This is a genomic window from Arthrobacter sp. 01N444 (genome assembly GCF_056399305.1).
Genome location: NZ_JBFTRB010000005.1, coordinates 218,900 through 244,305 on the forward strand (window position 1 = coordinate 218,900; position 25,406 = coordinate 244,305).

At 67.8% G+C, this 25,406-nt stretch carries 24 protein-coding genes, 1 tRNA gene and 1 other RNA gene; 13 read left to right on the top strand and 13 right to left on the bottom strand.

Annotation, left to right across the window (positions count from 1 at the left end; all coding sequences use genetic code 11):
• Nucleotides 1-180: 180 nt before the first annotated feature.
• The 3 genes from fdhA to AC1DKN_RS08680 all read right to left on the bottom strand — a co-directional run bounded on the left by fdhA (nt 181) and on the right by AC1DKN_RS08680 (nt 3,752).
• Nucleotides 181-1,392, bottom strand: coding sequence for a formaldehyde dehydrogenase, glutathione-independent (fdhA, locus tag AC1DKN_RS08670; RefSeq protein ID WP_028278013.1), 1,212 nt, complete (start codon nt 1,390-1,392; stop codon nt 181-183).
• A gap of 221 nt (nt 1,393-1,613) precedes the next feature.
• Nucleotides 1,614-2,099: a glutathione peroxidase gene (locus AC1DKN_RS08675; RefSeq protein WP_230007873.1), complete on the bottom strand. Its 486-nt coding sequence runs from the start codon at nt 2,097-2,099 to the stop codon at nt 1,614-1,616.
• A 138-nt stretch (nt 2,100-2,237) separates the two neighbouring features.
• Nucleotides 2,238-3,752: a M23 family metallopeptidase gene (locus AC1DKN_RS08680; RefSeq protein WP_476871032.1), complete on the bottom strand. Its 1,515-nt coding sequence runs from the start codon at nt 3,750-3,752 to the stop codon at nt 2,238-2,240.
• A 216-nt stretch (nt 3,753-3,968) separates the two neighbouring features.
• Here AC1DKN_RS08680 and AC1DKN_RS08685 point away from each other — a divergent pair, with 216 nt between their 5' ends.
• Nucleotides 3,969-4,880, top strand: coding sequence for an oxygenase MpaB family protein (locus AC1DKN_RS08685; protein ID WP_476871033.1), 912 nt, complete (start codon nt 3,969-3,971; stop codon nt 4,878-4,880).
• A 314-nt stretch (nt 4,881-5,194) separates the two neighbouring features.
• Here AC1DKN_RS08685 and AC1DKN_RS08690 read toward each other — a convergent pair.
• Nucleotides 5,195-5,279: transfer RNA gene (locus AC1DKN_RS08690), tRNA-Ser, on the bottom strand.
• A gap of 452 nt (nt 5,280-5,731) precedes the next feature.
• Between AC1DKN_RS08690 and ffs the strand changes: the two genes are divergently transcribed.
• The 5 genes from ffs to AC1DKN_RS08715 all read left to right on the top strand — a co-directional run bounded on the left by ffs (nt 5,732) and on the right by AC1DKN_RS08715 (nt 12,154).
• An RNA gene (ffs, locus tag AC1DKN_RS08695) (signal recognition particle sRNA small type) lies at nt 5,732-5,828 on the top strand.
• A gap of 27 nt (nt 5,829-5,855) precedes the next feature.
• Nucleotides 5,856-8,969, top strand: coding sequence for a DNA polymerase III subunit gamma and tau (locus tag AC1DKN_RS08700; protein ID WP_476871034.1), 3,114 nt, complete (start codon nt 5,856-5,858; stop codon nt 8,967-8,969).
• 51 nt (nt 8,970-9,020) lie between these two features.
• Nucleotides 9,021-9,620, top strand: coding sequence for a recombination mediator RecR (gene recR, locus AC1DKN_RS08705; RefSeq protein WP_018774392.1), 600 nt, complete (start codon nt 9,021-9,023; stop codon nt 9,618-9,620).
• Between the two features lie 12 nt (nt 9,621-9,632).
• Nucleotides 9,633-10,211, top strand: a complete 579-nt coding sequence (locus AC1DKN_RS08710) for a GNAT family N-acetyltransferase (protein ID WP_476850515.1) — start codon at nt 9,633-9,635, stop codon at nt 10,209-10,211.
• Nucleotides 10,212-10,801: 590 nt separating this feature from the next.
• Nucleotides 10,802-12,154 carry an aspartate kinase gene (locus AC1DKN_RS08715; protein ID WP_018774393.1) on the top strand — a complete coding sequence of 451 codons (1,353 nt, stop codon included), beginning with the start codon at nt 10,802-10,804 and terminating at the stop codon, nt 12,152-12,154.
• Nucleotides 12,155-12,369: 215 nt separating this feature from the next.
• Here AC1DKN_RS08715 and AC1DKN_RS08720 read toward each other — a convergent pair whose 3' ends face one another.
• Both AC1DKN_RS08720 and AC1DKN_RS08725 read right to left on the bottom strand, forming a co-directional pair.
• Nucleotides 12,370-12,564: a hypothetical protein gene (locus AC1DKN_RS08720; protein WP_043436631.1), complete on the bottom strand. Its 195-nt coding sequence runs from the start codon at nt 12,562-12,564 to the stop codon at nt 12,370-12,372.
• 143 nt (nt 12,565-12,707) lie between these two features.
• The gene (locus tag AC1DKN_RS08725; RefSeq protein WP_028278007.1) at nt 12,708-12,932 is read right to left on the bottom strand and encodes a hypothetical protein; all 225 of its coding nucleotides are present in this window, start codon (nt 12,930-12,932) and stop codon (nt 12,708-12,710) included.
• 127 nt (nt 12,933-13,059) lie between these two features.
• On the opposite strand from AC1DKN_RS08725, the gene AC1DKN_RS08730 reads away from it, so the two are divergent.
• The 4 genes from AC1DKN_RS08730 to AC1DKN_RS08745 are packed head-to-tail and all read left to right on the top strand — an operon-like array spanning nt 13,060 to nt 15,465.
• Nucleotides 13,060-13,530, top strand: coding sequence for a MarR family winged helix-turn-helix transcriptional regulator (locus tag AC1DKN_RS08730; protein ID WP_476850579.1), 471 nt, complete (start codon nt 13,060-13,062; stop codon nt 13,528-13,530).
• A gap of 27 nt (nt 13,531-13,557) precedes the next feature.
• Nucleotides 13,558-14,139 (top strand): SSI family serine proteinase inhibitor, encoded by a 582-nt coding sequence (locus AC1DKN_RS08735; RefSeq protein ID WP_476871035.1) that lies wholly within the window; start codon nt 13,558-13,560, stop codon nt 14,137-14,139.
• Nucleotides 14,108-15,088, top strand: coding sequence for a 3-methyladenine DNA glycosylase (locus AC1DKN_RS08740; RefSeq protein WP_476871036.1), 981 nt, complete (start codon nt 14,108-14,110; stop codon nt 15,086-15,088). The genes AC1DKN_RS08735 and AC1DKN_RS08740 overlap by 32 nt, the downstream gene beginning before the upstream one ends.
• Complete coding sequence (locus AC1DKN_RS08745; protein ID WP_476871037.1) at nt 15,085-15,465, top strand: serine protease inhibitor; 381 nt, start codon at nt 15,085-15,087, stop codon at nt 15,463-15,465. Before AC1DKN_RS08740 ends, AC1DKN_RS08745 begins: the two co-directional genes overlap by 4 nt.
• Nucleotides 15,466-15,662: 197 nt before the next feature.
• Here AC1DKN_RS08745 and AC1DKN_RS08750 read toward each other — a convergent pair whose 3' ends face one another.
• Both AC1DKN_RS08750 and AC1DKN_RS08755 read right to left on the bottom strand, forming a co-directional pair.
• A complete protein-coding gene (locus AC1DKN_RS08750; protein WP_476871038.1) occupies nt 15,663-18,857 on the bottom strand; it encodes a S8 family serine peptidase in 3,195 nt (1,064 codons plus the stop codon).
• A gap of 331 nt (nt 18,858-19,188) precedes the next feature.
• A complete protein-coding gene (locus AC1DKN_RS08755; protein ID WP_028278002.1) occupies nt 19,189-19,374 on the bottom strand; it encodes a hypothetical protein in 186 nt (61 codons plus the stop codon).
• Nucleotides 19,375-19,644: 270 nt separating this feature from the next.
• On the opposite strand from AC1DKN_RS08755, the gene purS reads away from it, so the two are divergent.
• The 3 genes from purS to purL are packed head-to-tail and all read left to right on the top strand — an operon-like array spanning nt 19,645 to nt 22,998.
• Nucleotides 19,645-19,896: a phosphoribosylformylglycinamidine synthase subunit PurS gene (purS, locus tag AC1DKN_RS08760; protein WP_018776110.1), complete on the top strand. Its 252-nt coding sequence runs from the start codon at nt 19,645-19,647 to the stop codon at nt 19,894-19,896.
• Nucleotide 19,897: 1 nt separating this feature from the next.
• On the top strand, nt 19,898-20,668 hold the full coding sequence (purQ, locus tag AC1DKN_RS08765) for a phosphoribosylformylglycinamidine synthase subunit PurQ (RefSeq protein WP_476857663.1): 771 nt from the start codon (nt 19,898-19,900) through the stop codon (nt 20,666-20,668).
• Complete coding sequence (purL, locus tag AC1DKN_RS08770; protein WP_476871039.1) at nt 20,665-22,998, top strand: phosphoribosylformylglycinamidine synthase subunit PurL; 2,334 nt, start codon at nt 20,665-20,667, stop codon at nt 22,996-22,998. The genes purQ and purL overlap by 4 nt, the downstream gene beginning before the upstream one ends.
• An 80-nt stretch (nt 22,999-23,078) precedes the next feature.
• Here purL and AC1DKN_RS08775 read toward each other — a convergent pair whose 3' ends face one another.
• From AC1DKN_RS08775 to AC1DKN_RS08795, 5 genes are all read right to left on the bottom strand, one after another.
• Complete coding sequence (locus tag AC1DKN_RS08775; protein WP_223914525.1) at nt 23,079-23,372, bottom strand: DUF503 domain-containing protein; 294 nt, start codon at nt 23,370-23,372, stop codon at nt 23,079-23,081.
• A 23-nt stretch (nt 23,373-23,395) separates the two neighbouring features.
• Nucleotides 23,396-23,713, bottom strand: a complete 318-nt coding sequence (locus AC1DKN_RS08780; RefSeq protein WP_079555298.1) for a putative quinol monooxygenase — start codon at nt 23,711-23,713, stop codon at nt 23,396-23,398.
• 80 nt (nt 23,714-23,793) lie between these two features.
• Nucleotides 23,794-24,396: a hypothetical protein gene (locus tag AC1DKN_RS08785; protein ID WP_476871040.1), complete on the bottom strand. Its 603-nt coding sequence runs from the start codon at nt 24,394-24,396 to the stop codon at nt 23,794-23,796.
• Nucleotides 24,397-24,410: 14 nt separating this feature from the next.
• A complete protein-coding gene (locus AC1DKN_RS08790) occupies nt 24,411-24,965 on the bottom strand; it encodes a DUF1990 family protein (protein WP_476871041.1) in 555 nt (184 codons plus the stop codon).
• Entirely contained in the window at nt 24,962-25,372 is a 411-nt protein-coding gene (locus AC1DKN_RS08795) for an MmcQ/YjbR family DNA-binding protein (RefSeq protein ID WP_476850505.1), read from the bottom strand. Before AC1DKN_RS08795 ends, AC1DKN_RS08790 begins: the two co-directional genes overlap by 4 nt.
• Nucleotides 25,373-25,406 lie beyond the last annotated feature (34 nt).

A 25,406-nucleotide genomic window follows, 5' to 3' on the forward strand; every position in this document is an offset into this window, starting at 1 on the left:
CCAGACATTGGGCAAACAATGTAAAAACTGGGACAGGCATATTGGAAAAATAAGCGTTAACAGGTGGCGTGCCCTCACATGCCCTTTCCGGCATATACGGGGCTGTGAAGCCCGGCGGCACTCCCGAAACCCCGGGGCTTCGGGGCGGGACGGACAGTGCCGCCGGGTTCACGGTTTGCGCTAGCTCAGGTAGCCGTTCGGGTTAAGCACGAACTTCGTCGCCGCGCCGGCGTCGAATTCCGCGTAGCCCTTCGGCGCGTCCTCCAGGGTAATCGCCTTCGCGTTGACGTTCTTGGCGATGTGCACCCTGTCATGCAGGATGGCCATCATCAGCTGCCGGTTGTACTTCATGACCGGACACTGTCCCGTGGTGAAGCTGAGTGACTTTGCCCAGCCCGTTCCGAGGCTGAGCGAGAGCGAACCCTTCTTCGCGGCCTCGTCCACGCCGCCCGGGTCCCCGGTGACGTAGAGCCCGGGGATGCCCAGGGCACCGCCGGCGGCCGTTACCTCCATCAGCGAGTTCAGGACGGTGGCGGGGGCCTCGTGGGCTCCGGCCCCGTGCCCCTTGGCCTCAAATCCCACGGCATCCACGCCGCAATCGACTTCCGGGACGCCCAGGAGTTGCTCAATCTGCTCGGCCGGGCCGCCCTTGCTCAGGTCGATGGTCTCGCAGCCGAAGCTGCGCGCCTGCGCCAGGCGGTCCGCGTTCATGTCACCCACAATCACGACGGCGGCACCCAGGAGCTGGGCACTGGTCGCCGCGGCCAGGCCCACGGGCCCTGCGCCTGCCACGTAGACGGTGGAACCGACGCCGACGCCTGCGGTGACCGCACCATGGAATCCGGTCGGGAAGATGTCCGAGAGCATCGTCAGGTCCATCATCTTTTCGAGGGCCTGGTCTTTGTCCGGGAACTTCAACAGGTTCCAATCGGCATACGGGACCAGGACGTAGTTGGCCTGGCCGCCTACCCAGCCGCCCATGTCCACATAGCCATAGGCGCTGCCCGGGCGGTCGGGGTTGACGTTCAGGCAGATGCCCGTCTTGCGTTCCTTGCAGTTCCGGCAGCGCCCGCAGGCGATATTGAACGGGACGGAACAGATGTCCCCCACTTTGATGAATTCAACATCCGGACCTACTTCCACCACTTCTCCGGTGATCTCGTGCCCGAGCACCAGGTCGGCGGGAGCCGTGGTGCGCCCCCGGACCATGTGCTGGTCCGAACCGCAAATATTCGTGGCCACGGTTTTGAGGATTACGCCGTGGCGCACCTGCCGGCCCACGTTGGCGGGGTTGACCCCCGGGCCGTCCTTGAGTTCGAAGGTGGGGTAGTCAATGTCGATCAGTTCGACCTTGCCAGGCCCCTTGTAGGCAACGGCTTTGTTCCCTGTCATCTATTTCCTCCTGCTTTCACGGGCCCCGTGGTGGGCGCCCTGGTGTGATTCACGAAGTTCTTTGATGCGCCCTCCACAGGAACACCCGGCCATACTGCCGACGGCTGCCAGAGTTGCTTGCGCCGCGGGGAAGCCCGGAATGTTGGAGGGTCCGGCCAGTCTAGGCGCTAAGCATGCTTAGGGATAGGGCTGAGTTCCTCTGGACCCCGGGGCAGGTCGGGTCAGTCGAGGGCGGACTGAACAGCCTCGATGATCTCCGGCGCGTCCGGCTCAACGGTGGGCGCAAAGCGGGCGATGACCTCGCCGTCGCGGTTCACGAGGAACTTCTCGAAGTTCCACTTCACCAGGCCGGGCAGGATTCCCGTCTTGAATTTGGTGAGCTCGGCGTAGAGCGGGTGCTGGTTCTTTCCCCGGACGTTGGCCTTGACCGTCAGCGGGAAGGTCACCCCGAAATTGCGCTCGCAGAACTCGGCAATCTCGGCCTCGCCGCCGGGCTCCTGCCCGGCGAACTGGTTGCAGGGGACGCCGAGGACCTGGAAGCCCTGGCCCCGGAACTTGTTGTGCAGCGCCTCGAGTCCAGCGTACTGGGGCGTGAAACCGCACTGGGACGCCACGTTGACCACCAGAACCACCTCGCCCTTGAATCGGCCAAAATCGGTCTCGGTCCCGTCGATGAGGGTCAGGGGAATGGAGTGCAGAGCTGTCATGGGGCGCGTCCTTGCGATGTCGATGGTCCGGAGCAGGGAATCTGAACTGGTCACTCCATTATTCGGCACCGGGGCCTGCGGGTATGGGTGTGCCTCCCGGACATGACGCCGGAACAACGCCCTGCGGCGCGGCGGGGGCTAGCCGCCGGGCGTCGCTGAGGGTTCTGTTGTCACGGCCGTAGTGGCCGACTGCGTGACCGCCCGTGGCTTCGGCGTATCGGCCGGCGCGGTGACCGGGTCCGGCTCCACAGTGAGCGGGGCCGGCACCGGGGTGGCCGTCTTGGCGGCAGCCTCCGTCGCCGTTGCGGAGACTGACGCGGGCGCGGAGGACGGCGGTGCCACCGGCGGCGGGACCGATAACGGTGCTGATGGCTTGGCTGAGGCTGTTCCCGTCTGGGTTGGCGCCGGCGTCGGGGTGGCGGTCGCCGACGGCGTCGGGGTGGCGGTCGCCGACGGCGTCGGGGTCGCAGTTGCCGACGGGGTTGGGGTGGGCGCGGCAGGCGCGGTCGTCGTGGCAGTGCCGGTCGGCGTCGGGGTCGCGGAAGCGGTGCCGGTGGGTGTCGGCTTAGGGGTGGCAGTGCCGGTGGGCGTCGGGGTCGCGGAAGCAGTGCCCGTGGGTGTCGGCTTAGAGGTGGCTGAAGGCGTTGGGGACGGTTTGTCGGCGGCGGCTTCAGTAGCCGCAGGCGAGGCACTCCCCGACGGCTTGGCGGCCACCGCGGCAGGCTGCTCCTGAACGCCGTCGCCCACCACATGGGTCAGGTCCTCCCGGACAGGAATCGCCCAGCCAATCCCCGCGTTGGTTGCCTTACCGGCGTCGGGTGCGTAACTGGTCATGTCGATCGGGCCGAGTTGATCCACCTGCTTGATGGGGAGAAATGTCCAATCGCGCGGATCAGTGTGGGAGCCATTGAGGATGGTTTCGAAGTGAAGATGGCAGCCGGTAGAGGATCCGGTGGTACCTACCCGGGCAATAATTTCCCCCACCCGCACGGAGTCGCCCTTCTTGACCGCGATCGCCTCCAGATGGTTGTACGTGGTGATGAGACCGTTGCCGTGGTCGATTTCCACCCGGTTTCCGCCGCCCCACGGGTGCCACCCGACGGCCCGCACCACACCGGCGTCGGCGGAGTAGACCCGGGTGCCGCAGGGGGCCGCGAAGTCCTGGCCCCAGTGGAATTCGCCCGCGAATCCCGTCAGGGGGCTGGTGCGCAGCCCGAACGGGGACGAAGGCACCAGTGATTCAAGGGGGGCCATGAGGAAACCCACCGCGGGCCGGTGCAGCGACGCCGAGGCCACATTGAGCTCGCCCCGCACCCCTGCCCGGGTGGCCGTGTCCACCGTGCTCCGGCTAAAGGCCACGAGCGCCTGGGCATCGGCGGTGACAGCGCCGGCGCCGGGAGTCCCTGCTGGCGCGGTCGCGGCGGAGTGGGCCAGCGGGTCCAGGGCCTCCGGTCCCACGTCGCCGGAGGCAGGCATGGCCGCCGTCGGGACGGCGGTGGGCGCGCCGTAGGTCGCAAAGGCGCTCAGTCCCTGAAAGCCGCCGAATGCCAGCACGGCCAAGGACAGGCACAGGCCTCCGGACACGCAGCGCACGGCAATGGTCCGCGCCCTCGCTGACTGCTCACTCGATGAGTTTCCCCAGTGTTTTCCCACGAAATGACTCCCGCAATATGTCCGCCAGACCCCAATCTTCACGGACTTACCTCCCTATGTGACCACAGACGGCCGGGTCTGTGAACCGTCAGCGTGTTCCTTTTGCGGGACCAATCGGAGATCCGCGAATGTCCCCAGTAGCTTGCCAGCGGCGCCCCAGTAGTTCTCCGCACAATTGCAGGTGCCGCACGCCGCCGGGACGGGTAAGAATGAAGGATGCGAAATGTCCTCAGGGAATGGCAGGCGGAACTCAAACAGACGTTCACGGGGACGCGCGATTCGGTGCCCGAGTGGGTGCCGGGCCTGGCCGAGGGGGACGACGCCGGTTACCACTTGCCCGGCTCGGCCGTCTGGGCCGTGCACGGGGACATGCCAACCATCGTGGCGGGCATCCGGGCACTGCTGATGCAGGCGCTCCATCCCGGCGCGTTGGCCGGAGTCCACGATCACTCCCGTTTCCGCGAAGACCCGCTGGGCCGGCTGGCTGGCACGATCCGCTGGATCTTCACCGTGACGTATGGCTCCACGGATACGGCGACGGCGGCGTCGGACTGGGTTCTTCGGCTGCACCGGACGGTGCGGGGAGAATTTGTGGATGGCCACGGCATCAGGCGCAGTTACGCGGCCAACGATCCCGAGCTGCTCCGGTGGGTTCACATTGCCTTTACAGACGCCTTCCTCTCTGCCCACAAGCTGTGGGGGCGGCCAATTCCTGGCGGACCTGATGCCTACGTCCGTGAGTGGGCCCAGGCCGGCCGGCTGATGGGCGTCGAGGCACCGCCGCTGAGCGAAGCGGAAATGCGGCAGCAGTTGGACCGCTGGTACGACGCCGGCGAGCTCCGCTGTGACGAACGGGTCACCGAAACGGTGGCGTTCATTCGCGACCCGCCCCTGCACCCCGCGCTCAGGCTTGGCTACCGGGTGCTGTTCGCGGCCGCAGTCGTCAGTCTTGAACCTAAGTACCGCGAGCTCCTGGGTCTGCGGACCGCGCGGCTGGGCCCGATACCGCTGCCGGTAACCCTGGCCACCCGGGTCACGCTCGGCGTGGTGCATGTGGCCCTCGGCCGGATGGGCCCGAGCGAGCAAGCTGCCCGGGCCCGGCTGCGCCGGCTGGGATACCGGGCCTGAGTCTGGGCCGGCGGGCGGCGGCGGCGGCTTGCTGGTTCGGGGCGGGCCGGGGGCGCAGTGCGGCTGGGGCACGGGGGGCTGGGGCACAGGCGGCTGGGGCACAGGGGGCTGGGGCACAGGCGGCTGGGGCACAGGGGGCTGGGGCACAGGCGGCTGGGCGTCCGAGCCGACTTGGCGGATGAATCGGTGCCGGTACTGCCGGAGGACGCAGTCTTGGCCAGAACCTCACGAGAAGCTCACGAGGATAGAAATGCCCGAGACGCGAAAGGCCCGTAGACGCAAAAAGGCCCCGGTCCGAGGACCGGGGCCAACCGCGGAGAATGGGGGATTTGAACCCCCGAGGGCGTTAACCCAACACGCGTTCCAGGCGTGCGCCATAGGCCGCTAGGCGAATTCTCCAGTTGCTTCTGAATCAAAAGCAGATACTAGAATACCTGAACTTTCCGGCTTCGCCCAATTGAGCCTCCCCGCCCCGGCCTGCGGCTCCTCCGCGGGACATGCCCCGCGGCCCGCTTGAGAGCTGGACATAGCCCCAAATAGCCCACTCCTTCCCGCCAAGAATGGGCATGCCCCACACTGCCCACTCCCGCGACTGGACATGCCCCACAGCCCGCCCGACCGCTGGACACAGTCCCAAATAACCCACTCCTTCCCGCCAAGAATGGGCATGCCCCACACTGCCCACTCCCGCCACTTGGACATGCCCCACGGCCCGCCCGACCGCTGGACATAGCCCCACCGCGCCCACTCCTGCGGCCCGCCCCTAACGCGAAGAATGGGCATGCCCCATCGAGGATCAAGGGCCAAACCGGGCCAATTCGGGGCACACCCAATCGTCAGGTAAACTTGCTGACGGCCCCTCATGTGGCGTCATCCTGTTGAACTCCCCCAGGACCGGAAGGTAGCAAGGGTAAACGGGCTCTGGCGGGTGCATGAGGGGTCTTTTATGTCTGTGCCGATTGGTAGGGTTTATCTGTGACTGTTACTACCGCCCTCTACCGTCGATACCGCCCCGATTCGTTCGCGGACGTTATCGGGCAGGAGCACGTCACCGAGCCTCTCATGACGGCCCTGCGCAAGAACCGCGTCAACCACGCCTATCTCTTTTCGGGCCCCCGCGGCTGTGGCAAAACCACCTCCGCCCGCATCCTGGCCCGCTGCCTGAACTGCGCCGAGGGCCCCACGGACACTCCCTGCGGCAAGTGCCCCAGCTGCGTGGAACTCGCCCGCGGCGGCTCCGGCTCCCTGGACGTCATCGAGATCGACGCCGCCAGCCACGGCGGTGTGGACGACGCCCGCGACCTCCGGGAACGGGCCACCTACGCCCCCGTCCGGGACCGCTACAAGATCTTCATCATCGACGAAGCCCACATGGTCACGTCGGCCGGGTTCAACGCCCTGCTCAAGATCGTCGAAGAACCGCCGGAACACATCAAGTTCATCTTCGCCACCACGGAGCCGGACAAGGTCATCGGCACCATCCGTTCCCGCACGCACCACTACCCTTTCCGCTTGGTGCCGCCGGAGCCTCTCATGGCGTATCTGGAGCTGCTCTGCACCCAGGAGAACGTCCCCGTGGCACCCGGGGTGCTCTCGCTCGTCATCCGCGCGGGCGGCGGTTCGGTCCGCGACTCCCTCTCCGTGCTCGACCAGCTCATGGCCGGCGCCGGACCAAACGGACTGGACTACGAACTCGCGGTCGCCCTCCTGGGCTACACGCACGCCTCCCTGCTCGATGACGTCGTCGAAGCCGTCGCGGCGTCGGATGCCGCCACGGTGTTCCGCGCTGTGGACCGCGTCATCCAGACCGGGCACGATCCCCGGCGCTTCGTCGAGGACCTGCTGGAACGCTTCCGCGACCTCATCATCGTCCAGGCCATGCCCGAAAGCGCCCAGTCCATCCTCCGCGGCATGCCGGCGGACCAGATCGCCCGGCTACAGAACCAGGCGCACAACCTCGGGGCGGCCGAGCTCTCCCGCGCCGCTGACGTGACCAATACCGCGCTCACGGACATGACCGGGGCCACCTCTCCGCGCCTGCACCTGGAACTGCTGTGCGCCCGCATCCTGCTGCCCAGCTCCGAGCAGACCGAGCGCGGCATTGCGGCCCGGATCGACCGCGTCGAGCGGCGGTTGAACTACGCCGGGAACGACGTCGGGGCTCCCCTCGCCAGCGCCCCCGCACCTGCCACCGTTCCCCCTGCACGCACGGAGCAGGCAGCCGCGCCACAGTTGCCGGCAGCGCACGTGCCCGCCGCACCTTCGCACGCCGCGCCGGCTGCCACGACCACCACCCCCTCCGCCCCGCGTCAGGGCGAGCAGCCGCCGGCCACAGTCTCCGCGCCCGCCCGGCAGGACGAACCCATCCGAGAACCGCTGACGGCACCACGGGTCAGCACCAGCGACTGGCCTGTGGACGAACCCGCGGCGGCCAGCCGGCCCGCCCCCGCCGCAGGTCCCGCCGCCGCGCCTCCGTCCCTGCCCGCGTCGGCGACTGCCCCAACGGTTGCCCCATCCGCCCCTGCACCGTCCGCCCCTGCACCGTCTGCCCCGGCGGCATCTACCCCAGCACCCTCCGTCCCCGCGCGTCCCGAGCCGGCCGAGCCCGGCCGGGCGCCTGCCGCTGTTCCCAGCCCCGCTCCCGGCTCCGCCGCCGGACCCGGAGCCGACGTGGAGGTTTTGCGCCGCGCCTGGCCCGAGATCCTGCAAACGCTCACCAAGATCAAACGCAGCACCTGGGCGCTGGTGGAACCCAACGCCCAGGTCGGCCACTTCGAAGACCACGTCCTGACCCTCGCGTTCACCACCGCCGGGCTGGCGGGCGCCTTCGGCCGGGCCGACCACGCCGAGAACCTCCGGCAGGCGATCCACAAGACCATCGGCATCGATTGCCAGATCCGGGCCGTGGCCGGCAGCAGCAACAGCCCAGCGAGCTCTGAGCCAAACCCAAAAGCGCCGCCGGCTAGCCCGGAGACCCCGGCATCGTCCGCAAGCCAGGCGACATCGGCCGACGTCGCCTGGGGCCTGAGCCCGGCTCCCCAGCAGGCCCCATCTCCGGCCAACGATGCCGCTGAAGCCGTCCCCTCGCGGGTGGCCCCGGCGCACGTTCCCGCCGCCTCAATGCCTTCGGCGCAACCCACTCCGGCCCCCGCGGCCCCGGCTCAGGTCCGTGCCGCCGCGCCGGCAGCGGAACCGCAGTCACCCGCCCCCGCAGCCCAGGCGCCGGTCCGCGCAGCCGAGCCAGCAGCCGAATCGGACGGCCCTTCGGAGCCTTCCGGGTCCTACGCCGACGCCGATGACGACTGGGGACCGCCCCGGGACGAGGACGCCCCTCCGCTGGACGAGGAACCACCAATGGATTGGGACCCCTCGCCCGTAGCCACGCCGCGCCGCCCCGAGCCCGCGGCTGCCGCTACTGCTCCGGCCCGCAAGTCCCCTGCCGCGCCGGCGTCCAAAACCGTTGGTTCCCCGGCCCGGACACCGGGCGCAGACCCGGACGCGTCGGATGACGCGTGGGCCCGCGCCGTCGAGCAGTCACCCGGTGTCTGGACGGTCGGCACAGATTCGAACCTCGGCCGGTACACGAGCCCGGATGTCGAACCCGCTGCGCCCGAGCCCGAGCCGAAGCCTGTGCACTACGAGCCGGCGGCGGCACAGATCCCGGAGTACGCGGGTGTCGTGTCCGCGCCGTCCGGACTGGCCTCGGACCACCCGGCCCGGGCCGAAGCGGCTCCGGCTCCGGCGCCGGCGGTTGCGGAGTCTGTTGCGCCGCGTGTGGCCGCCGCTGCCGTAGCTGCCGTCGCGGAGGCTGTTGCGGTCACTGCCGTTCCCGAGGCCGCCGCCCCGGCAGGCCGGCAAAGCCTGTACCAGCGGCTGTCGAACAGTCCCGAGGCCGAGGCCGGGCGGGCGAAGGCCCCCACCCGAGCTGCCGCCGCGACCACCGTCTACGTACAGGACATCCCCAGCGCCGACGACGAAACGATCGAGGAATCGGGCGTCTTCGGCCGGGCCGCCGTCGAGCGTATTCTGGGCGGGAAACTGGTGGAGGAGCGCTCCCTGGATGGAAGCCCCCTGCCGCCCCGCTTCTAGCAGACCCCCTGCCGGCTGGCCCCGGCCCCACTCCAAAAGAACGAGGACATTGTGTACGAAGGCGCAGTTCAAGAGCTGATCGACGAGCTCGGACGCCTTCCCGGAGTGGGGCCGAAGTCAGCCCAGCGGCTGGCCTTCCACATCCTCGAGGCTGATCCCCAGGACATGAAGCGGCTTGTCGATGCCATCACCACCGTGAAGGAACGGGTCAAGTTCTGCACGGTTTGCGGGAACGTGACCGAGCAGGAACTGTGCAACATCTGCCGCGACCCGCGCCGGGATCCCACGGTGATCTGCGTCGTCGAAGAATCCAAGGACGTCCTGGCGGTGGAGCGCACGCGGTCCTTCCGCGGCAGGTACCACGTCCTGGGCGGCGCGATTAATCCGATCGCCGGGATCGGTCCGGAACAGCTCCGGATCCGTGAGCTGCTGACCCGGCTCAACGACGGTGCCATTCAGGAAATCATCATCGCCACCGACCCCAACCTCGAGGGCGAGGCCACGGCGACGTATCTGGCCCGGATGCTCAAGTCGATTGGCATCGCCGTCACCCGGCTGGCGTCCGGCCTGCCCGTGGGCGGGGACCTGGAATACGCCGACGAAGTCACGCTCGGCAGGGCCTTCGAGGGCCGCCGCAACGCCCTGAGCTGAGCTGACGGATTCGTGGCAACCACCGGCAGCGGCACCCCGGCGCCGCTCCTCACCGGGCGGTTGCTGTTGCGTCCGTTGACAGCGGACGACGCCGGCGCCCTGCTCCGATTCCGGGCCCATCCGGCGGCCACGCGGTACCTGTCCCATGGTCCGCTCACCCCCGCGCAGAACAGCGCCCGGCTTGAGCAGACACTGTCCGCGGCGGCATCCTCCACGGCCGAGTGGTTTCACTTCGGCTGGGCGATCGAGCTCCGGGCCACCGGTGAAGTCGTTGGCGACGCCCGGACCTGGAACACGCAGGAACCCCCGGCGCCCGGCCGGATTCCCGCAGACTCAGCCAGCCTGGGCTACGTTCTTCACCCGGAGCACCACGGGCTCGGTCTCGGCCGGGAGGCCGCCGGCGCCCTGGTCGACTGGCTTTTCGGCGCCCGCGGCAGCGAGACCATTTTCGCGGGAGTCTACGAGCCCAATCTCCCGTCCCGAAGGCTACTCGAGGGCCTGGGCTTCCGGAAGGACCGCTTCTTCCCCGTCGCGGAGGACACAGCGGGAAAGCAGCTCCCGTCCTGGCGCTACCGGCTGGACCGCGGCTAGCGGACATGCCCCGCGCCCACGCCCACGCCCACGCCCACGCCCAGCGGACATGCCCCGCGCCCGCACCCAACAATGGACACAATGCCCTCACGCCCACTCCTGCCCGCCAAGAATGAGCATGTCCCGCGGCAGCACTGAGCATGTCCACTCCTGGCCCGAGCTCCCCCACCCTGCCCCGGCGGACATGTCCAGCGCCCCTGCCCGGGAATGGACACAATGCCCTCATGCCCGCTCCAGGCCGCCAAGAATGAGCATGTCCCGCGGCAGCACTGAGCATGTCCACTCCTGGCCCGAGCTCCCCCACCCTGCCCCGGCGGACATGTCCAGCGCCCCTGCCCGGGAATGGACACAATGCCCTCATGCCCACTCCAGCCCGCCAAGAATGAGCATGTCCCGCGGCAGCAGTGAGCATGTCCACTCCTTGCCCGCAGCACTGGGCATGTCCGGTGGAGACAAAACCCGGAGTGTCTGCCATTCGGTCACAATTCAACGGCGCGGGCGGCACGGCGATAAACTGGGGTGAGAAGTTACGCCGTCGCGCCGTTTGGTTGCCTGGCCCAGAACCCCGATGATCCAGTGAGGGTGCGCGAATGAGTTTGCCCACTACCGAAGTCCAGCCCGGATCGCAGACGTTGCCCGTCTCGGCCGCCGCCACCAAGCACCTTGTCGTGAAGAAATTTGGCGGTTCCTCGGTGGCTGACGCAGAAGGCATCAAGCGCGTCGCCCGGCGGGTCGTGGATGCCCAAAACGCCGGCGACGAGGTCGTCGTGGTGGTTTCCGCCATGGGCGACACCACCGATGAGCTCCTTGACCTCGCCGGCCAGGTCACCGATTCCGCGCCCGCCCGCGAAATGGACATGCTCCTCTCCGCCGGCGAACGAATCTCCATGGCGCTGCTGGCCATGGCCATCAACAAGTTCGGCGCCTCGGCCCAGTCTTTCACCGGGTCCCAGGCCGGCATGATCACCGACGGCATCCACGGCAAGGCCCGGATCATCGACGTCGACCCGCACCGCATCCGCACCGCCCTGGACAAGGGGCACATCGCGATCGTGGCCGGGTTCCAGGGCATGAGCCACACGACGAACGAGATCACGACGCTCGGGCGCGGCGGGTCGGACACGACGGCGGTGGCCCTCGCCGCGGCGCTCGACGCCGATGTCTGCGAGATCTTCACCGACGTCGACGGCGTGTACACGGCCGATCCGCGCGTGGTCGCGTCCGCCCGGAAGATCGACCGCATCTCCAGCGAGGAAATGCTGGAACTGGCCGCGTCCGGCGCTAAGATTCTGCACCTGCGCTGTGTTGAATACGCCCGCCGCTTTGGGGTGCCACTGCACGTCCGTTCCTCATTCAGCCAGAACGAAGGCACCTGGGTTCTGCCCGGCGCCGACGACAAGATCACGACTCAAGAGGGAGTTGCCTTGGAGCAGCCAATCATCTCCGGTGTGGCACACGATCGGTCCGAAGCCAAGGTCACGGTTGTCGGCGTACCTGACATCCCCGGCAAGGCAGCGGCGATCTTCCAGGTCATCGCGGACGCCCACTCGAACATCGACATGATCGTCCAGAACGTGTCCACCCACGGCACGGGCCGGACCGATATCTCCTTCACCCTCCCGATCGTCGAAGGCGCCGAGGCCCTGGCCGCCCTGCACGCCGCGCAGGACCGGATCGGCTTTGAGAGCATCGAATATAACGAGAAGATCGGCAAGCTTTCGCTGATCGGCGCCGGCATGCGCTCGCACCCGGGTGTGTCCGCCCGCTTCTTCGCGGCCCTCTCCGAGGCCGGCATCAACATCAACATGATCTCCACCTCGGAGATCCGGATCTCCGTGGTCACCCACGCGGATCTGCTCGACGACGCCGTCCGCGCCATCCACAGGGCCTTTGACCTCGACAGCGAGGACGAGGCCACGGTCTACGGCGGCACCGGCCGCTAGCCGCACCTGCGCATCCGGGCGGACCCCGGACCGCATAAAGACGGGGAAGGGAGCGGCACCTGCCGCTCCCTTCCCCGTCTCCGCCCGTCGTCGGCCGCTTCCCCACAACTCCGGCCGAATTCCCACGTTTCCGGCCGAATTCCCACATTTCCGGCCGCGTACCACGCGGCCGCCCAGGACGCCCCCGGTACCCGGAACCGGCGAAGCGGGCCTCGTCAGACCTCTTCTTTCCCGAGATCCGTTTTCCGGACAGCGTAGTGGTGTCCGTGGTCGTCCGTCTCGACTTCGAAACCTGCCAGGTCGTCTTCCGAGGCGTGCTCGAAGTCGTCGTGCTTGTGAACTACAGGCGCCGCGGTGTCGCCTCGATTTGCGGGCCCGAACAGCAGCCTCAGCTTGTCGGTCTTTTCCATGAAAGCTCTGACAGCACGTGTCACTAGTCCCACCCCCTTTCCTCGTCCCGGATGGTTCAGGATGCTGCACAGCGGTGTGTCAGTGCCCTCATTTTACGCCCGGCAGCGGGAAATGGCCCGGGTGGGGTGGCGCTAAAAGGGACCTAGCGCAGGGATTTGTCGTCAGGGTTTCGGGGCACCACATAAGTGCTGCCGTCGGGCCGGTGCAAGGTCTCCCACTGTTCAGTTTCAGCCTGCCGCGCCGCCAGCAGCCGCCTGTTCTGGTCGGTCATCTCGTGGCCGAGTGAACTGCGGTTGGCCGGCCCGAACACCGCCCGGAACTTCCCGGTGGCCCGCATGAACCTCTCGACGGCGTTTTCCTTGGCCATGGCTATCCTTTCCTGGGAGCAAGACAATGCTCCCAGTGTACGCTAATCATTAGTGCACTAATCATTCGAAGGAGTCGGTGTGACCCAAGGAACCCCAGCAATTCAGGGCGGCCACGCCACGAACGGCCTGCCGGACGCCCAGGCAGCGCAGGACGACCTCCTGCTGGAACAGCAGCTCTGCTTCGCCCTGACGGTGGCCTCCCGCAGCGTCGTGGGCGCTTACAAGCCCGTCCTGGACAGGCTCGGCCTGACCCACCCGCAGTACCTCGTGATGTTGTGCCTGTGGGAAGCGAGCCCGCGGTCGGTCCGCGACATCAGCGACGCCCTGGCCCAGGAGCCGGCAACCATCTCGCCGCTGCTGCGCCGGCTCGAGACGGCCGGCTTCATCACCCGCCAGCGGATGGAAGGCAACGAGCGCACCCTGGATGTCCGGCTGACGCCGCGCGGCGCCGCCCTTCGGGAGCAGGCCACCGAAGTCCCGGGCATCATGATGGCCCGGCTGGGCCTGACCCGTGAACAGGTCGGCCAGCTGCACGCCACCATGATGGACCTGATCGCCGCCACACGGCCCGGCCCGGAGGACGCGCCCCGGCGGTAGACTGGGCAAAACAGAGGAGGACTGCTGATGCGCACGCAATCGGGCCGCCCGGCACTTGTCCTGGCGGCCGTCCTGGTGGCCGTGGCCGGACTGGCCGCCTGCACGCCGAACGGCGGGCCCACACCTTCTCCCTCCCCCAGCACGACGTCGGGCACCCCCTCCAGCCCGTCACCCACAGCGCCGTCGGGCTCGCCGTCGCCGGAGACGGAGACGACCTCGCCGGCACCGTCCCCCTCCGCCGTCCCGCTGCCGTCCGGACCGGGCAAGGGCAACGCCGAACTCGCCATCATGGTCAAGCCGAACGAAACCGGCACCGCGGCCAACTTCACGCTGGTGTGCCAAAACGGGGTTCCGGCGGCCGAAAGCCAGCACCCCAACGCCGCCGCCGCGTGCATCGCCATCAAGAACAACCCGGCCATCCTCAGCCCCGCCCCGCCCGCCAAGAACCAGACCTGCACCCAGCAGTACGGCGGCCCGCAGGTGGCCACAGTCACCGGCGTCGTGGATGGCAGGGCGGTTCAGGCGAGCTTCAGCCTGACAAACGGCTGTGAAATCGCCGCCTGGAACGCCGCCAAAGATGTTCTGGGCTCATCCGGCGGGGCGAGCTAAGCCCTTGCACCTCCAGCAGGAAGAATGGCTGCCGCGCCAGACCGCCCACGTCCAACATGTCCGCCGCTACGCGGACCCCTACCTCGAGCGGCGCTCCGCCGGCCGGAAGCACCCGGTGGAGGACTTCCTCTTCACCTACTACACCCAGAAGCCCGGACAGCTGCTGCGCTGGCACCCGGGCGCCGGCGTCGTGCTCTCCGGCCCCGAGGCTGAGGCGCGGACCGGGTGGAAGTATTACCGCGCGGCCGACGCCGCAGAACTCGCGGCCGCCGGGCTGCCGGCGGAGTCGCCGGCGGTGACGGTCGACGTCGACGCCTTCCTGAGGGAGCGCCGGGAGGCACTGCAGTTCGCAGGGATCATCCTGGCCGGGACTGCCGCGCGGCCGGCCCAGTTCGGCTGCTTCGGGCTGCACGAGTGGGCCATGGTCTACCGGCAGGACAAGTTCGATCTCCGGCACGAGTACCTGCAGCTGCGGCTGGGGTCCGGGCGCACCGACGAGGTGGTGGAGGAGAACCGGATCCGGTGCTCGCACTTCGACGCCTTCCGCTTCTACACCCCGGACGCCGTTCCGCTGAACAGCATGGTTCCCAGCCGGGAGAACCAGCGCACCATGGAGCAGCCGGGCTGCCTGCACGCCAACATGGACCTATACAAGTGGGCCTACAAGCTGTCCCCGTTGCTGCCCAGCGAGCTCGTCATGGACTGTTTCGAACTCTCGTGGCGGATCCGGGCCATGGACATGCGGGCGTCGCCGTACGACCTCGCCGACTGGGGGTATCCGGCGATCCGGATCGAGACACCCGAGGGCAAAGCTGCGTACGTTGAGCACCAGCGGGCTTTTTCAGCCGAATCACAAGTACTGCGGCAGCGGCTGTTGCAGGAGCTCGCTCCCCTGCTCCAGTCGATGGGTTCCGGCCCTGCCCCCGAACACACGGAAGGACAGCAATGACCGCCACCCACGAGCGTCACAGCCACCACGAGATCGATCTCACCGTCCGGCTGACGGAGGCCCCGGAAGCGCCGGAGTACACCTTCCGACTGGCGGTCGACGGCGGCAGCGTCGCCCCGGCGTCCACGCTGCCGGATTCGGCGGCCGCCCTCGCGGCGGTCACGCAGCACGGCGAGGCGATCTTCTTTCCAAAGCCGGGGCCGCCGAAGATGTGCACGCAGCAGTACGGGGGTCCGCAGGTCGCCGTGGTGACCGGCTGGTTCCTGGGCCGGGAAGTCCACAGCACGTTCAGCCGCACCGATGGCTGCGAGATCGCCCGCTGGCGGGCGATGGCGCCGCTGCTGGGCGGGGTTGCGGGATCCACCGGGGCAATCTGAGCCTTCACGGCACGGACGCCCGCGGCCCCTGGGCTCTCCCGGCTCCGCCGGCCGGCCCGGGACCGGGTCCGCCCCGACCTTTCCCGCGCGCTCGGCTCTCCCGGCTCCGCCCCCGGCGGATTAAACGGCAACGGCCGGCGGTGTGAGCCGCCGGCCGATGCCGTATTTTGGTGCTGCTTCTGCCTAAATGGCGTCGCCTAGATGGCGTAGTTCGGGGCGAAGGACTGATCGCTGTTCTGCATCTTGCCCTGCTCCTCCTTCACCTTCTTGCCCTTGTCCTTCTTGTCCTTGTGGGAGTTGTCGCCATCGGCGTCGTCACCCGGACCGTCATTGGAATCCTGGTCCTCGGAGGTCGGCGGGACCACGACGGTCCCGGCCGGGGTCACCAGGACTGAGACGAACGTGGGATCGCTGGCACCGGCGAAGGTGACCCGGCCGATGTACGAACCGACCTGAAGCCCATCCCAGCTCAGCGTGACCTTGCCGGCCTTGCCGTTGGCGAGCCGGAGCGGGTTCGGGCTCAGCGAGGCCTTGCCCTCGACCTTGCCGAGCACGGCGGCGTCGACCGAGGCCTTGGTGGCCTGGTTGTTCGGGCTGGCGTACAGGTTGGCGTAGATCGTGTACTTACCCGGGGTCGGGTTGGGGATGGACACCGATTCGCTGGCCGACGACGTCGCGACCGTCAGCGGACCGTTCGGGGTCATGACGTACATGTCGAAGTCAGCCTTCGGATCCGCGGAAATGACCGAGAACTTGGCCAGCGGGGAGCCGGCCACGACTGTGACGTCCTTGACTACGTTGGAGGCATCCGGGCCGCCGGTGAACGGACCCGGGACGAGCTCGACGGCCGTGGAGTCGGCCTTCGAAAGACCGTCGAGGGTCATGTTGGTCGGCGCGTTCGTGCCCGAGACCACCTTGATGGCACCGGAACCGCTGCCACCCTCGGAGGTGAAGGCGACGTCGGACAAGGCCACGACCGACTGCGGACGGACCGCGATCGGCGACGCCACATTCTTATTGGCGCCCTGCCAGGTCAGCGAACCGGTCGCGAACTTGCCCAGGGGCGCGCCCTGGTTCTCAAAGGAGACCTTGAACGTGCGCTTCTCGCCGGCGGCGCGGAAGTTCAGAACAGCCGGGGTCACGCTGACCTTGATGCCGGGAACGTTGAACTGGGCCTTGTAGACCCCCGGGGTCAGGGCGGTCAGCGTGCGGGTGACCTCGATCTTCCCGGCCAGGTTGCCGAGGGCGAAGGAGGGCAGGTTCATGTCCCGCGCCTTGGTGGTTCCGTGGATGAACTCCAGGTAGTCGGCCTCGCTGGCGTCGTAGACGAGGCCCGGATCCAGCACGCGGGCCGGGTCCACCTGGCCTGCGCCGGTGGCAAAGACATCGGTGTTCTTGGATCCGTCGGCGTTCTTGACGTCGCTCGTGGTGGTCATCATCGCGGATTTGACCGCCGCCGGGGACCACGTGGGCTTCATGGCCAGGATCAGCGCGCCGAAGCCGGCTACGTGCGGGGAGGCCATTGACGTGCCGGAAAGGAAACCGAAGTTGTCGCCGCCGGTGCCGATCGGCGAAACGCCGGCCAGCACGGCCACGCCGGGCGCCGCGACGTCGGGCTTGAGGAGGTCGGAGCCTTCAGCGAGCAGCGGGCCGCGGGAAGAGAACCCGGCGATCTGCGGCTGCGCCTCGAGGGGCAGTCCGGTGGTGTCCTTGTTGACCAGGGAAACCGTGATGGCCGGATTGGCCGTGACCTTGGCCTTGATGGCTTCGGTGGCGGGCGGGTTCACGTGGACGGTGGGGACCGAGTGTTTGTCCGTGTCCAGTGAGGAGACGGACAGGTTCACGAGGATCATGCCGACGCCGCCTCCGCGCTTGACTTCGGCGCTCTTTGCGACGCGGTCCACGACGCCGCGGTCACAGACCACAACCTTGCCGGTGATTTTGGCCGGGTCCAGCGAATCGGGGCCGCACAGATTCGGGCTGGCTTTCCCGGCGGCTCCTGCGTTGGCTGCCAGCACGACGCCGGCATTGGAAACCTGGCCGTTCATGATGCTGGCGCCGCGGTATTTGCTGCCGTCGGAGAACTCGACCGTGCCCTGCAGTTCCTGCGAGAAGCTGGTGGCCGCGACCGTGGTCAGCCAGGGCGCGCCGTGGTTGACGGTGCTGGCGGTCGGGCCGGAGTTGCCGGCGGAGACCGCGACGAAGATCCCGGCCGAGGCGGCGGACAGGAATGCCAGGGAGACCGGATCGGTGGTGGTATCCGTGGCGCCGGAGATGGAGTAGTTCAGGACGTCCACGCCGTCCTCGATGGCCTTGTTGATGGCCTCGACGGACGCGGACGAGTAGCACCCACCGGAGTTGGGATCGTTGTCTTCCCAGCAGACCTTGTAAACGGAGAGCTTGGCGGCCGGCGCGATGCCGCTGGTCAGCCCGAAGCTCCTGCCGTCAACCATGGCCTCGACATTGGCGTTGCCGGCAGCCGTGCTGGCGGTGTGGGTTCCGTGGCTGGCGGCGTCGACCGGGGACAGCCGTTCGCCCGGAGCCCAGTCTTCCGGCGGGACAGTGGCCGCGAAGTCCTCGCCAAAGTAGCGGGCGCTCAGGACCTTGGAGTTGCAGGCGGTGCCGTCGAAGTCGGTGCCGACCTGGCATTCGCCCTTGAAGGTTTCGCCGTCGGCTTTGAGCATCGCGATCTTGCCGTCCGGGGTGCGGTACGGCACGCCGACGACGGGATTTCCGGTGAGGGGCTTGACCTCCTGGCCGGCAAAGTAGGCGCTGGAGGGGGTGTAGCCGGTGTCAATGACGCCGACCACGACGCCCTTGCCGGCCGCGTCCTGGCCGCCGAACTTGGTGTTCCACGTGCCGTTGGGCCCGCTGAGCTTCAGGAAGTCGGCGGTGGAGTAATCGGGTGCGTTCTCCGTGTCCGGCGCGACGACGAGGACCGACGGGTCCCGGGCCAGTTTCACGGCCTGGTCCGCGGTCAGCTTGGCGCTGAAGCCGTTGAGGGCTGCGGTGAACTGGCGCTGCATCTTGACGCCCTGCTGGCCGGCCACCTGGGCCTGCTTCTGTTCCAGGTGGGCCTTGTACTGCTTGACTTCGGCCTTGGTGGCATCCAGTTTCTTGCCGGAGGCAGGCTTGGTGGCCGGCAGGCCGGCCGTCCCGCCGTCGTAAGTCGCGGAAGGCTTCTCCGCCATGACCACTATGTAGCGGCCGTCCTTGTAGTTGTTCGGATCGATATTCTTCTGTGCGACGCCGGCTACGCCCGGGCCTTGCGCCGGGGCCGCATTGGCGGGGGCGATCGCGATGCTGGACAGAAGAACCGGCAAGCCCAGGGTCAGTGCCGCGGCCCTCCGGAGTCCCCCGCTTCGAAGGAAGCTCTTTCCTGGTGATGTCACGAGTGTTTGAACCTTTCGTAAAGGAACGGCCCGACTCCAACGCCGGGCCCAACGGACTGGCGGGAACTCACCGGGCGGTCGCCCGGCCCGCCCCCACGGATACCAGCCGATTCATACAGTACAGACCGAGAGCGAGATATGACATAGACCACAAGGAGGTATTTAAAATTTGTCACGCAATACGACACGATGCGATGGCGAGGATGCTGAACTGCGTCAATTGGACTCCGGCGGGCACAGTGCCTACGCCAGCATGCGCCGGCTCAGCGCCGGAGGCCGCGACGACTTACGATCTTCGGGCCCGCCGCCGGCCCGCTCGTGATCCGCCGGCCTATTTTCGGGGAGTCCGGACCACGTCGCTGATCCATGCGCGGGTCTTCTCATCCAGGGGGCCGGCCACCTTGGTCGCCTTCGCCGCACGGTCAGCCTTGATCTTCTGCAGAACCATCCGGCCCAGCCCGGCGAACACTGCGACGGCCACAACAGACAACACCACGGATTTCGGTTTCTCAGCCATGCGCACATCCTACTGACCCGCGGCAGCCCCGACCATAGGGCGCAGCCGCCCCCGCGACGCCATCTCCCCAGCTCAAGGACCTGCCGGGGAGGCCGCGTTCACACTCCCCGCCCGAATACGGCCGGACGCACGGTGGCCGGTAGAATGGGCATGCAAGCTCGCGGAGCGCCCTTTCACGCTGTATTCACCAGTCCAACACACAGCGGATCGGCGTGAGACGGCACCACTCCGCTGCGCCCTTACCCAACGCTCACGCACAGGAGTTACCGGATGCCCCGGATCGTTGTCGACGTCATGCCCAAGCCCGAGATTCTGGACCCGCAGGGGAAGGCCATCGTCGGTGCTCTGCCCCGGCTGGGCTTCACCGCTTTCAGCTCTGTCCGCCAGGGCAAGCGCTTTGAACTCACGGTCGACGGCGAGGTGACCGAGGAGATCCTGGCCCAGGCCCGCGACGCCGCGGAGACCCTGCTGTCCAACCCGGTCATCGAGGACGTCGTCAACGTCGAGGTCGTTGAGGCCTGAAATGACTGAACTCCCCCTGATCGGCGAGGCCGTCGCCGTCGCCGCCAACGCTCCTGGTGCTCGCAGGCTCGCCGGTGCGAAGATCGGCGTCGTCACCTTCCCCGGCACCCTGGACGACCGCGACGCCGCCCGTGCGGTCCGTCTGGCCGGCGCCACCCCGGTGGAGCTCTGGCACGCCGGCACCACCCTGGGTGACGTTGACGCCGTCGTGATTCCCGGCGGGTTCTCGTACGGCGATTACCTCCGCGCCGGCGCGATCGCCCGCTTCGCGCCGCTGATGTCCAGGATCATCGACGCCGCCAATTCCGAGGCCAAGCTGCCCGTGCTGGGCATCTGCAACGGCTTCCAGATCCTGACCGAGTCGCACCTGCTGCCCGGTTCCATGATCAAGAACGACCACCTGAAGTTCATGTGCCGCGACCAGGTCCTGCGCGTGGAAAACAACACCACCGCCTGGACCGGGGACTACGCCGCCGGCCAGGAAATCACCGTGCCGCTGAAGAACCAGGACGGCCAGTACATCGCCGACGAGAAGACCCTGGACGCGCTCGAGGCCGAAGGCCGCGTTGTGTTCCGCTACGTCGGCTTCAACCCGAACGGCTCTCGGCGCGACATCGCCGGCATTTCCAACGCCGCGGGCAACGTGGTGGGCCTCATGCCGCACCCCGAGCACGCTGTGGAGGCCGGCTTCGGTCCCGAGCTCGGCTCCGGCACCGAGGGCCTCGGGTTCTTCACCTCTGTCCTGAACAAGATCGTGGGAGACAACAAATGACGGAGACACCCGCAGTGGCGGCACCCGCGGAGACCGCCCGGAAGTTCAACATCGACACCGTCGAGAACGCGGCCAAGACCCCGGACACCGAACTCCCCTGGGCCGAACTGGGCCTGAAGCAGAACGAGTTCGACGAGGTGGTCAAGGTCCTGGGCCGCCGCCCCACCGGCGCGGAACTGGCCATGTACTCGGTGATGTGGAGCGAACACTGCTCCTACAAGTCCTCGAAGAACCACCTGCGCCAGTTCGGCGACAAGGTGACCGAGGAAATGAAGAAGGACATGCTCGTGGGAATCGGCGAAAACGCCGGTGTCACCAACCTGGGCGACGGCTGGGCCGTGACGTTCAAGATTGAGTCCCACAACTCGCCTTCGTTCGTGGAGCCCTACCAGGGCGCCGCAACCGGCATCGGCGGCATTGTCCGCGACATCATCTCCATGGGCGCCCGCCCGGTAGCGGTGATGGATCCGCTGCGCTTCGGCGCCATTGACCACCCGGACACCGCCCGCGTCATGCACGGCGCCGTGGCAGGGATCGGCGGCTACGGCAACTCGCTGGGCCTGCCCAACATCGGCGGCGAAATGGTCTTCGACTCCGTGTACCAGGGCAACCCGCTGGTGAACGCGCTGGCCGTCGGCGTGATGCGCCACGAGGACATCCGCCTCGCGAACGCCTCCGGCAAGGGCAACAAGGTGGTGCTGTTCGGTGCCCGCACCGGCGGCGACGGCATCGGCGGCGCCTCCGTGCTGGCCTCGGAGTCCTTCGATGACACCAAGCCGTCCAAGCGCCCCGCGGTCCAGGTGGGCGACCCGTTCGCCGAGAAGGTCCTGATCGAGTGCTGCCTCGAGCTGTTCAAGGGATCCCTGGTGGAGGGCATCCAGGACCTCGGCGCCGCCGGCATTTCCTGCGCCACCTCCGAGCTTGCCTCCAACGGCGACGGCGGCATGGAAGTCGAGCTGACCTCCGTGCTGCTCCGCGACCCCACCCTGACCCCGGGCGAAATACTGATGTCCGAGTCGCAGGAACGCATGATGGCCGTGGTCACCCCGGAAAACATCGCCGCGTTTGAAGCGGTCATGGACAAGTGGGCGGTGGAGTACTCCTGGCTGGGCGAGGTGACCGACACCGGCCGCCTCATCATCACGTGGGAAGGCGAGGTCATTGTCGACGTCGACCCGCGCACCGTGGCCCACGACGGCCCGGTCTACGACCGACCGTATGCCCGCCCCGAATGGCAGGACGCCGTCCAGGCCGACTCCTTCACCGGGTCCGTGCAGGACGCCGGCCGTCCCTCCGCCCCGGCGGACCTGGCCGCCGCCATCACCGAGCTCGTCGCCTCCCCGAACATGTGCGACAAGTCCTGGATCACCAAGCAGTACGACCGCTACGTCGGCGGCAACACCGCCATGGCGTTCCCGGACGACGCCGGCGTGGTCCGGGTGGACGAGGAAACCGGCCTCGGCGTGGCCCTGGCCACCGACGCCAACGGCCGCTACACCTACCTGGACCCGTACCACGGCGCTCAGCTGGCCCTGGCCGAGGCCTACCGCAACGTCGCCACCTCAGGTGCCGTGCCGATGGCCGTCAGCGACTGCCTGAACTTCGGCTCCCCCGAGGACCCCGACGTCATGTGGCAGCTCGCCGAAGCCATCTGCGGCCTGTCCGACGCCTGCATGGTCCTCGGCATCCCGGTCACCGGCGGCAACGTCTCGCTGTACAACCAGACCGGGACCACCCCCATCCACCCCTCCCCCGTGGTGGCAGTGCTGGGCAAGTTCGACGACGTCGCCCGCCGCACGCCGTCGGGCTGGAAGGAAGACGGCCAGGCCATCTACCTGCTGGGCACGACGGCGGCAGAGCTGGACGGTTCGGAATGGTCGAACATGCGCGGACACCTGGGCGGCCTGCCGCCGAAGGTTGACCTCGACGCCGAGCGCGAACTGGGACAGATCCTGATCAACGCCTCCCGCGACGGCATGGTGGATTCCGCCCACGACCTCTCCGAAGGCGGCCTCGCCGCGGCCCTCGTGGAGTCGTCCCTGCGTTACGGTGTGGGCGCCCGAATCGCCCTGCAGGACGTCCTGGACCGCGACGGCGTGGACCTGTTCACGGCGCTGTTCTCCGAAACCCAGGGCCGCGCCGTCGTCGCTGTGCCCCGCTCGGAGGAAATCCGCTTCACGGACATGTGCACCGCCCGCGGCTTCGCGCACGTCCGGATCGGTGTGGTGGACGCCGAGGGCGGCACGCTGGAGATCAACGGTGTCGAGACCATGAGCCTCGACGCGCTCCGCGAAGCCCACGAGGCGACCCTGCCGAAGTACTTCGGCTAAGCCCCACCGCTCAAAGCAACGCGGGGTCACTTACCGCCCATAAATCCCCTCGGGATGGGCGCTAAGTGACCCCGCGTTGTTTAATCGTCGCTGCGGAGCTCCCGTTGCCGTGCGCTGAGGAGTTCGAGTTCGGGCCGGGCCGCCACGAAGCGTTCGACGGCGGTCAGAACCTCCACGACGTGTGCCCGGTCTGCTGCCACCAGGCCGGCGCCCAACTGCGTGCGCCGGTACTGTTCGTGGTCCCCGACCTCGGCCACGGAGACATCAAAGCGGCGCTTCAGCTCCGCAAGCAGCGGCCGCACCATGGAACGTTTCTCCTTCAGGCTGTGAACGTCGCCCAGAAGGATGTCGAATTCAATCCAGCCGATCCACATGCCATAAGCGTATCCATTGCCGGTTAGATGGTGAGCTCGCCCATCCGGTCCCAGCCGTCGCCGTCGAGCTGCCGGCTGATGATCCGGGGCGTCTCGGCCAGCGCCTGAGGCATGTCCGCCATAGCCTGCTTGAAGTGGGCGCTGTTCACGTGGGCCCCGGCGGCGTCATCCTTGAAGGCCTCAACCAGGACGAATTCATTGGGGTCCTCCACACTGCGGGACCAGTCGAACCACAGGTTGCCGGGCTCCTGGCGGGTGGCCTGGGTGAAATCGTTAACGAGTCCCAGCCAGCGCTCCGACCAGTCCGGCTTGACCTTAAATTTGACGACGATGAAGATCATGGGCTGAAGCCTTTCATTGGTTTTCCGGAGGTTCCATTCTTCCAGAATGACCATGCCGGGTCACATGGCCAGTTGGCGGGTCAACAGGCCTTGATGGCCTCGCGGGCCAGTTCCTGCTGCCGCGGGGTGCCGATCCGGTCGGCCCACTGTTCGGCGAGCTGGAACTCCACCATGGCCTCGGTGCACCGGCCGGCGTCATGCAGCGTCCAGCCGAGGTTGTTGTGCAGCGAAACCACCCACCGTTTGGTCCGCTCATCGTGAACCGTGGACGCGTACTCCAGGGCGCTCCGGGTCCAGGTCTCGGCGTGGGCGGAGTCGGCAATGGCGAGCATGTGCAGCGCGTCCACGGCCAGGAATTCCTCGACCAGGTAGTCAGCCAGTTCGGCCGCCTGTTCAAACAGCGGCACGGCCATCTCGGGGTGGCCGCTGGAATTGAGCACCCGGCCGCGTTCCAGCAGCACCCGCACCGCGACTGTGGGCTCGTCGGCATCGACCGCATCCAGCAGGGCGTCGGCTTCCTCGTAGCGGCCCTGCAGCCCGATGGCCCGGCCCAGCTGGGTGGTGAGTTCGGCGCGTTCGTCGGCGTCGTAGCGTTCATTTGCGGCCGCCGCCCGGAACCGGGCTTCGGACCCGGCGGGGTCGTCGAAGTTCCACAATTGGTCAAGGGTTTTCTGTTCCAGCATCCATCTGCTCCTGATCAGCTTTCACCTGCGGCCAGTTCGTGTGCACTCCCAATGTAGCGGGAAGTGACATGCCTTTGTGCCCGTCCCGTGAGGGCGCGGCCGGCCGCGTAGAACCAGTTGGCCGGCCGGCTGAAGGCCGTGATTTTCAGGAACACCCGGCCGACGGCGTCGATCTCCACTTCGAAGGCCTCCTCGCCCCGCACGGGATGACCGGGCAGTGTGCCGTACCCGAACCCGGCTCGTTGCGGCCCGTCGCCGGGCACCGGCCGGCGCACCCACACCACCTCGCAGGGCGCGTTGATCCGGAAGGGTCCGACGCCGAATCCGCTCACCACGCGCGCGCCGGGCACGACGGCGTCGGAGTCGGTGCGGACGCGCAGCCCGGAGCGTCTCTGCAGCTGCCAGGTCAGAATCCCCTGCGCCACCCTCCGGTACAGTGCCGGGCCGTCGCCGAGGTACGCCCGGGACACCAGGCAGGGAAAGCCTGCCGGAGCCTGGCCATGCTCAGTGGAGCCAATGCCCGGATAGTTCAGCCCGTCCCGCGCGCCGGCACCAGGATCACCGCTCATGTGTCCTCGCCCCTGGCCAGTCCCGCCCAGCCCAGCTGTTCCCGCTGCTTCCGGCTGAACGAGGCGACCACCAGGTCATAGGAATCCTCCACCATGTCCCGGATCATGCCGTCCGGCAACGATCCGTCCAGCCGGACCCCGTTCCAGTGCGTCTTGTTCATATGCCAGGCGCCGGTGATTTCCGGGTGGATGGCCCGCAGCTGTTCGGCAAGGGCCGGCTCGCATTTGAGGCTCACGGACCAGTCGGCCGGGTCCATGGCCGATGCCGCGAACATCTTGGCGTCCTGCCTCGTGCCGCCGGCGATCCCCGCCCGCACCTTGAAAACCGATGTCTCCGGGCCGAAAGGAAAGTCCTCAAACGCACCGGGGAAGCTCAGGCAGATCTCGCGGAGGGTGGCAACGTCCATGGCACGAGCCTATCGGGCTGCGGCCTGCCCGGCT

Excerpts from the sequence above, each read along its gene's own strand:
- fdhA (WP_028278013.1), bottom strand. The coding sequence starts at position 1,392 with ATGACAGGGAACAAAGCCGTTGCCTACAAGGGGCCTGGCAAGGTCGAA.
- AC1DKN_RS08675 (WP_230007873.1), bottom strand. The coding sequence starts at position 2,099 with ATGACAGCTCTGCACTCCATTCCCCTGACCCTCATCGACGGGACCGAG.
- AC1DKN_RS08685 (WP_476871033.1), top strand. The coding sequence starts at position 3,969 with ATGCGAAATGTCCTCAGGGAATGGCAGGCGGAACTCAAACAGACGTTC.
- AC1DKN_RS08715 (WP_018774393.1), top strand. The coding sequence starts at position 10,802 with ATGAGTTTGCCCACTACCGAAGTCCAGCCCGGATCGCAGACGTTGCCC.
- AC1DKN_RS08720 (WP_043436631.1), bottom strand. The coding sequence starts at position 12,564 with ATGGAAAAGACCGACAAGCTGAGGCTGCTGTTCGGGCCCGCAAATCGA.
- AC1DKN_RS08725 (WP_028278007.1), bottom strand. The coding sequence starts at position 12,932 with ATGGCCAAGGAAAACGCCGTCGAGAGGTTCATGCGGGCCACCGGGAAG.
- AC1DKN_RS08735 (WP_476871035.1), top strand. The coding sequence starts at position 13,558 with ATGCGCACGCAATCGGGCCGCCCGGCACTTGTCCTGGCGGCCGTCCTG.
- AC1DKN_RS08740 (WP_476871036.1), top strand. The coding sequence starts at position 14,108 with ATGTTCTGGGCTCATCCGGCGGGGCGAGCTAAGCCCTTGCACCTCCAG.
- AC1DKN_RS08745 (WP_476871037.1), top strand. The coding sequence starts at position 15,085 with ATGACCGCCACCCACGAGCGTCACAGCCACCACGAGATCGATCTCACC.
- AC1DKN_RS08755 (WP_028278002.1), bottom strand. The coding sequence starts at position 19,374 with ATGGCTGAGAAACCGAAATCCGTGGTGTTGTCTGTTGTGGCCGTCGCA.
- purS (WP_018776110.1), top strand. The coding sequence starts at position 19,645 with ATGCCCCGGATCGTTGTCGACGTCATGCCCAAGCCCGAGATTCTGGAC.
- purQ (WP_476857663.1), top strand. The coding sequence starts at position 19,898 with ATGACTGAACTCCCCCTGATCGGCGAGGCCGTCGCCGTCGCCGCCAAC.
- purL (WP_476871039.1), top strand. The coding sequence starts at position 20,665 with ATGACGGAGACACCCGCAGTGGCGGCACCCGCGGAGACCGCCCGGAAG.
- AC1DKN_RS08775 (WP_223914525.1), bottom strand. The coding sequence starts at position 23,372 with ATGTGGATCGGCTGGATTGAATTCGACATCCTTCTGGGCGACGTTCAC.
- AC1DKN_RS08780 (WP_079555298.1), bottom strand. The coding sequence starts at position 23,713 with ATGATCTTCATCGTCGTCAAATTTAAGGTCAAGCCGGACTGGTCGGAG.
- AC1DKN_RS08785 (WP_476871040.1), bottom strand. The coding sequence starts at position 24,396 with ATGCTGGAACAGAAAACCCTTGACCAATTGTGGAACTTCGACGACCCC.
- AC1DKN_RS08790 (WP_476871041.1), bottom strand. The coding sequence starts at position 24,965 with ATGAGCGGTGATCCTGGTGCCGGCGCGCGGGACGGGCTGAACTATCCG.
- AC1DKN_RS08795 (WP_476850505.1), bottom strand. The coding sequence starts at position 25,372 with ATGGACGTTGCCACCCTCCGCGAGATCTGCCTGAGCTTCCCCGGTGCG.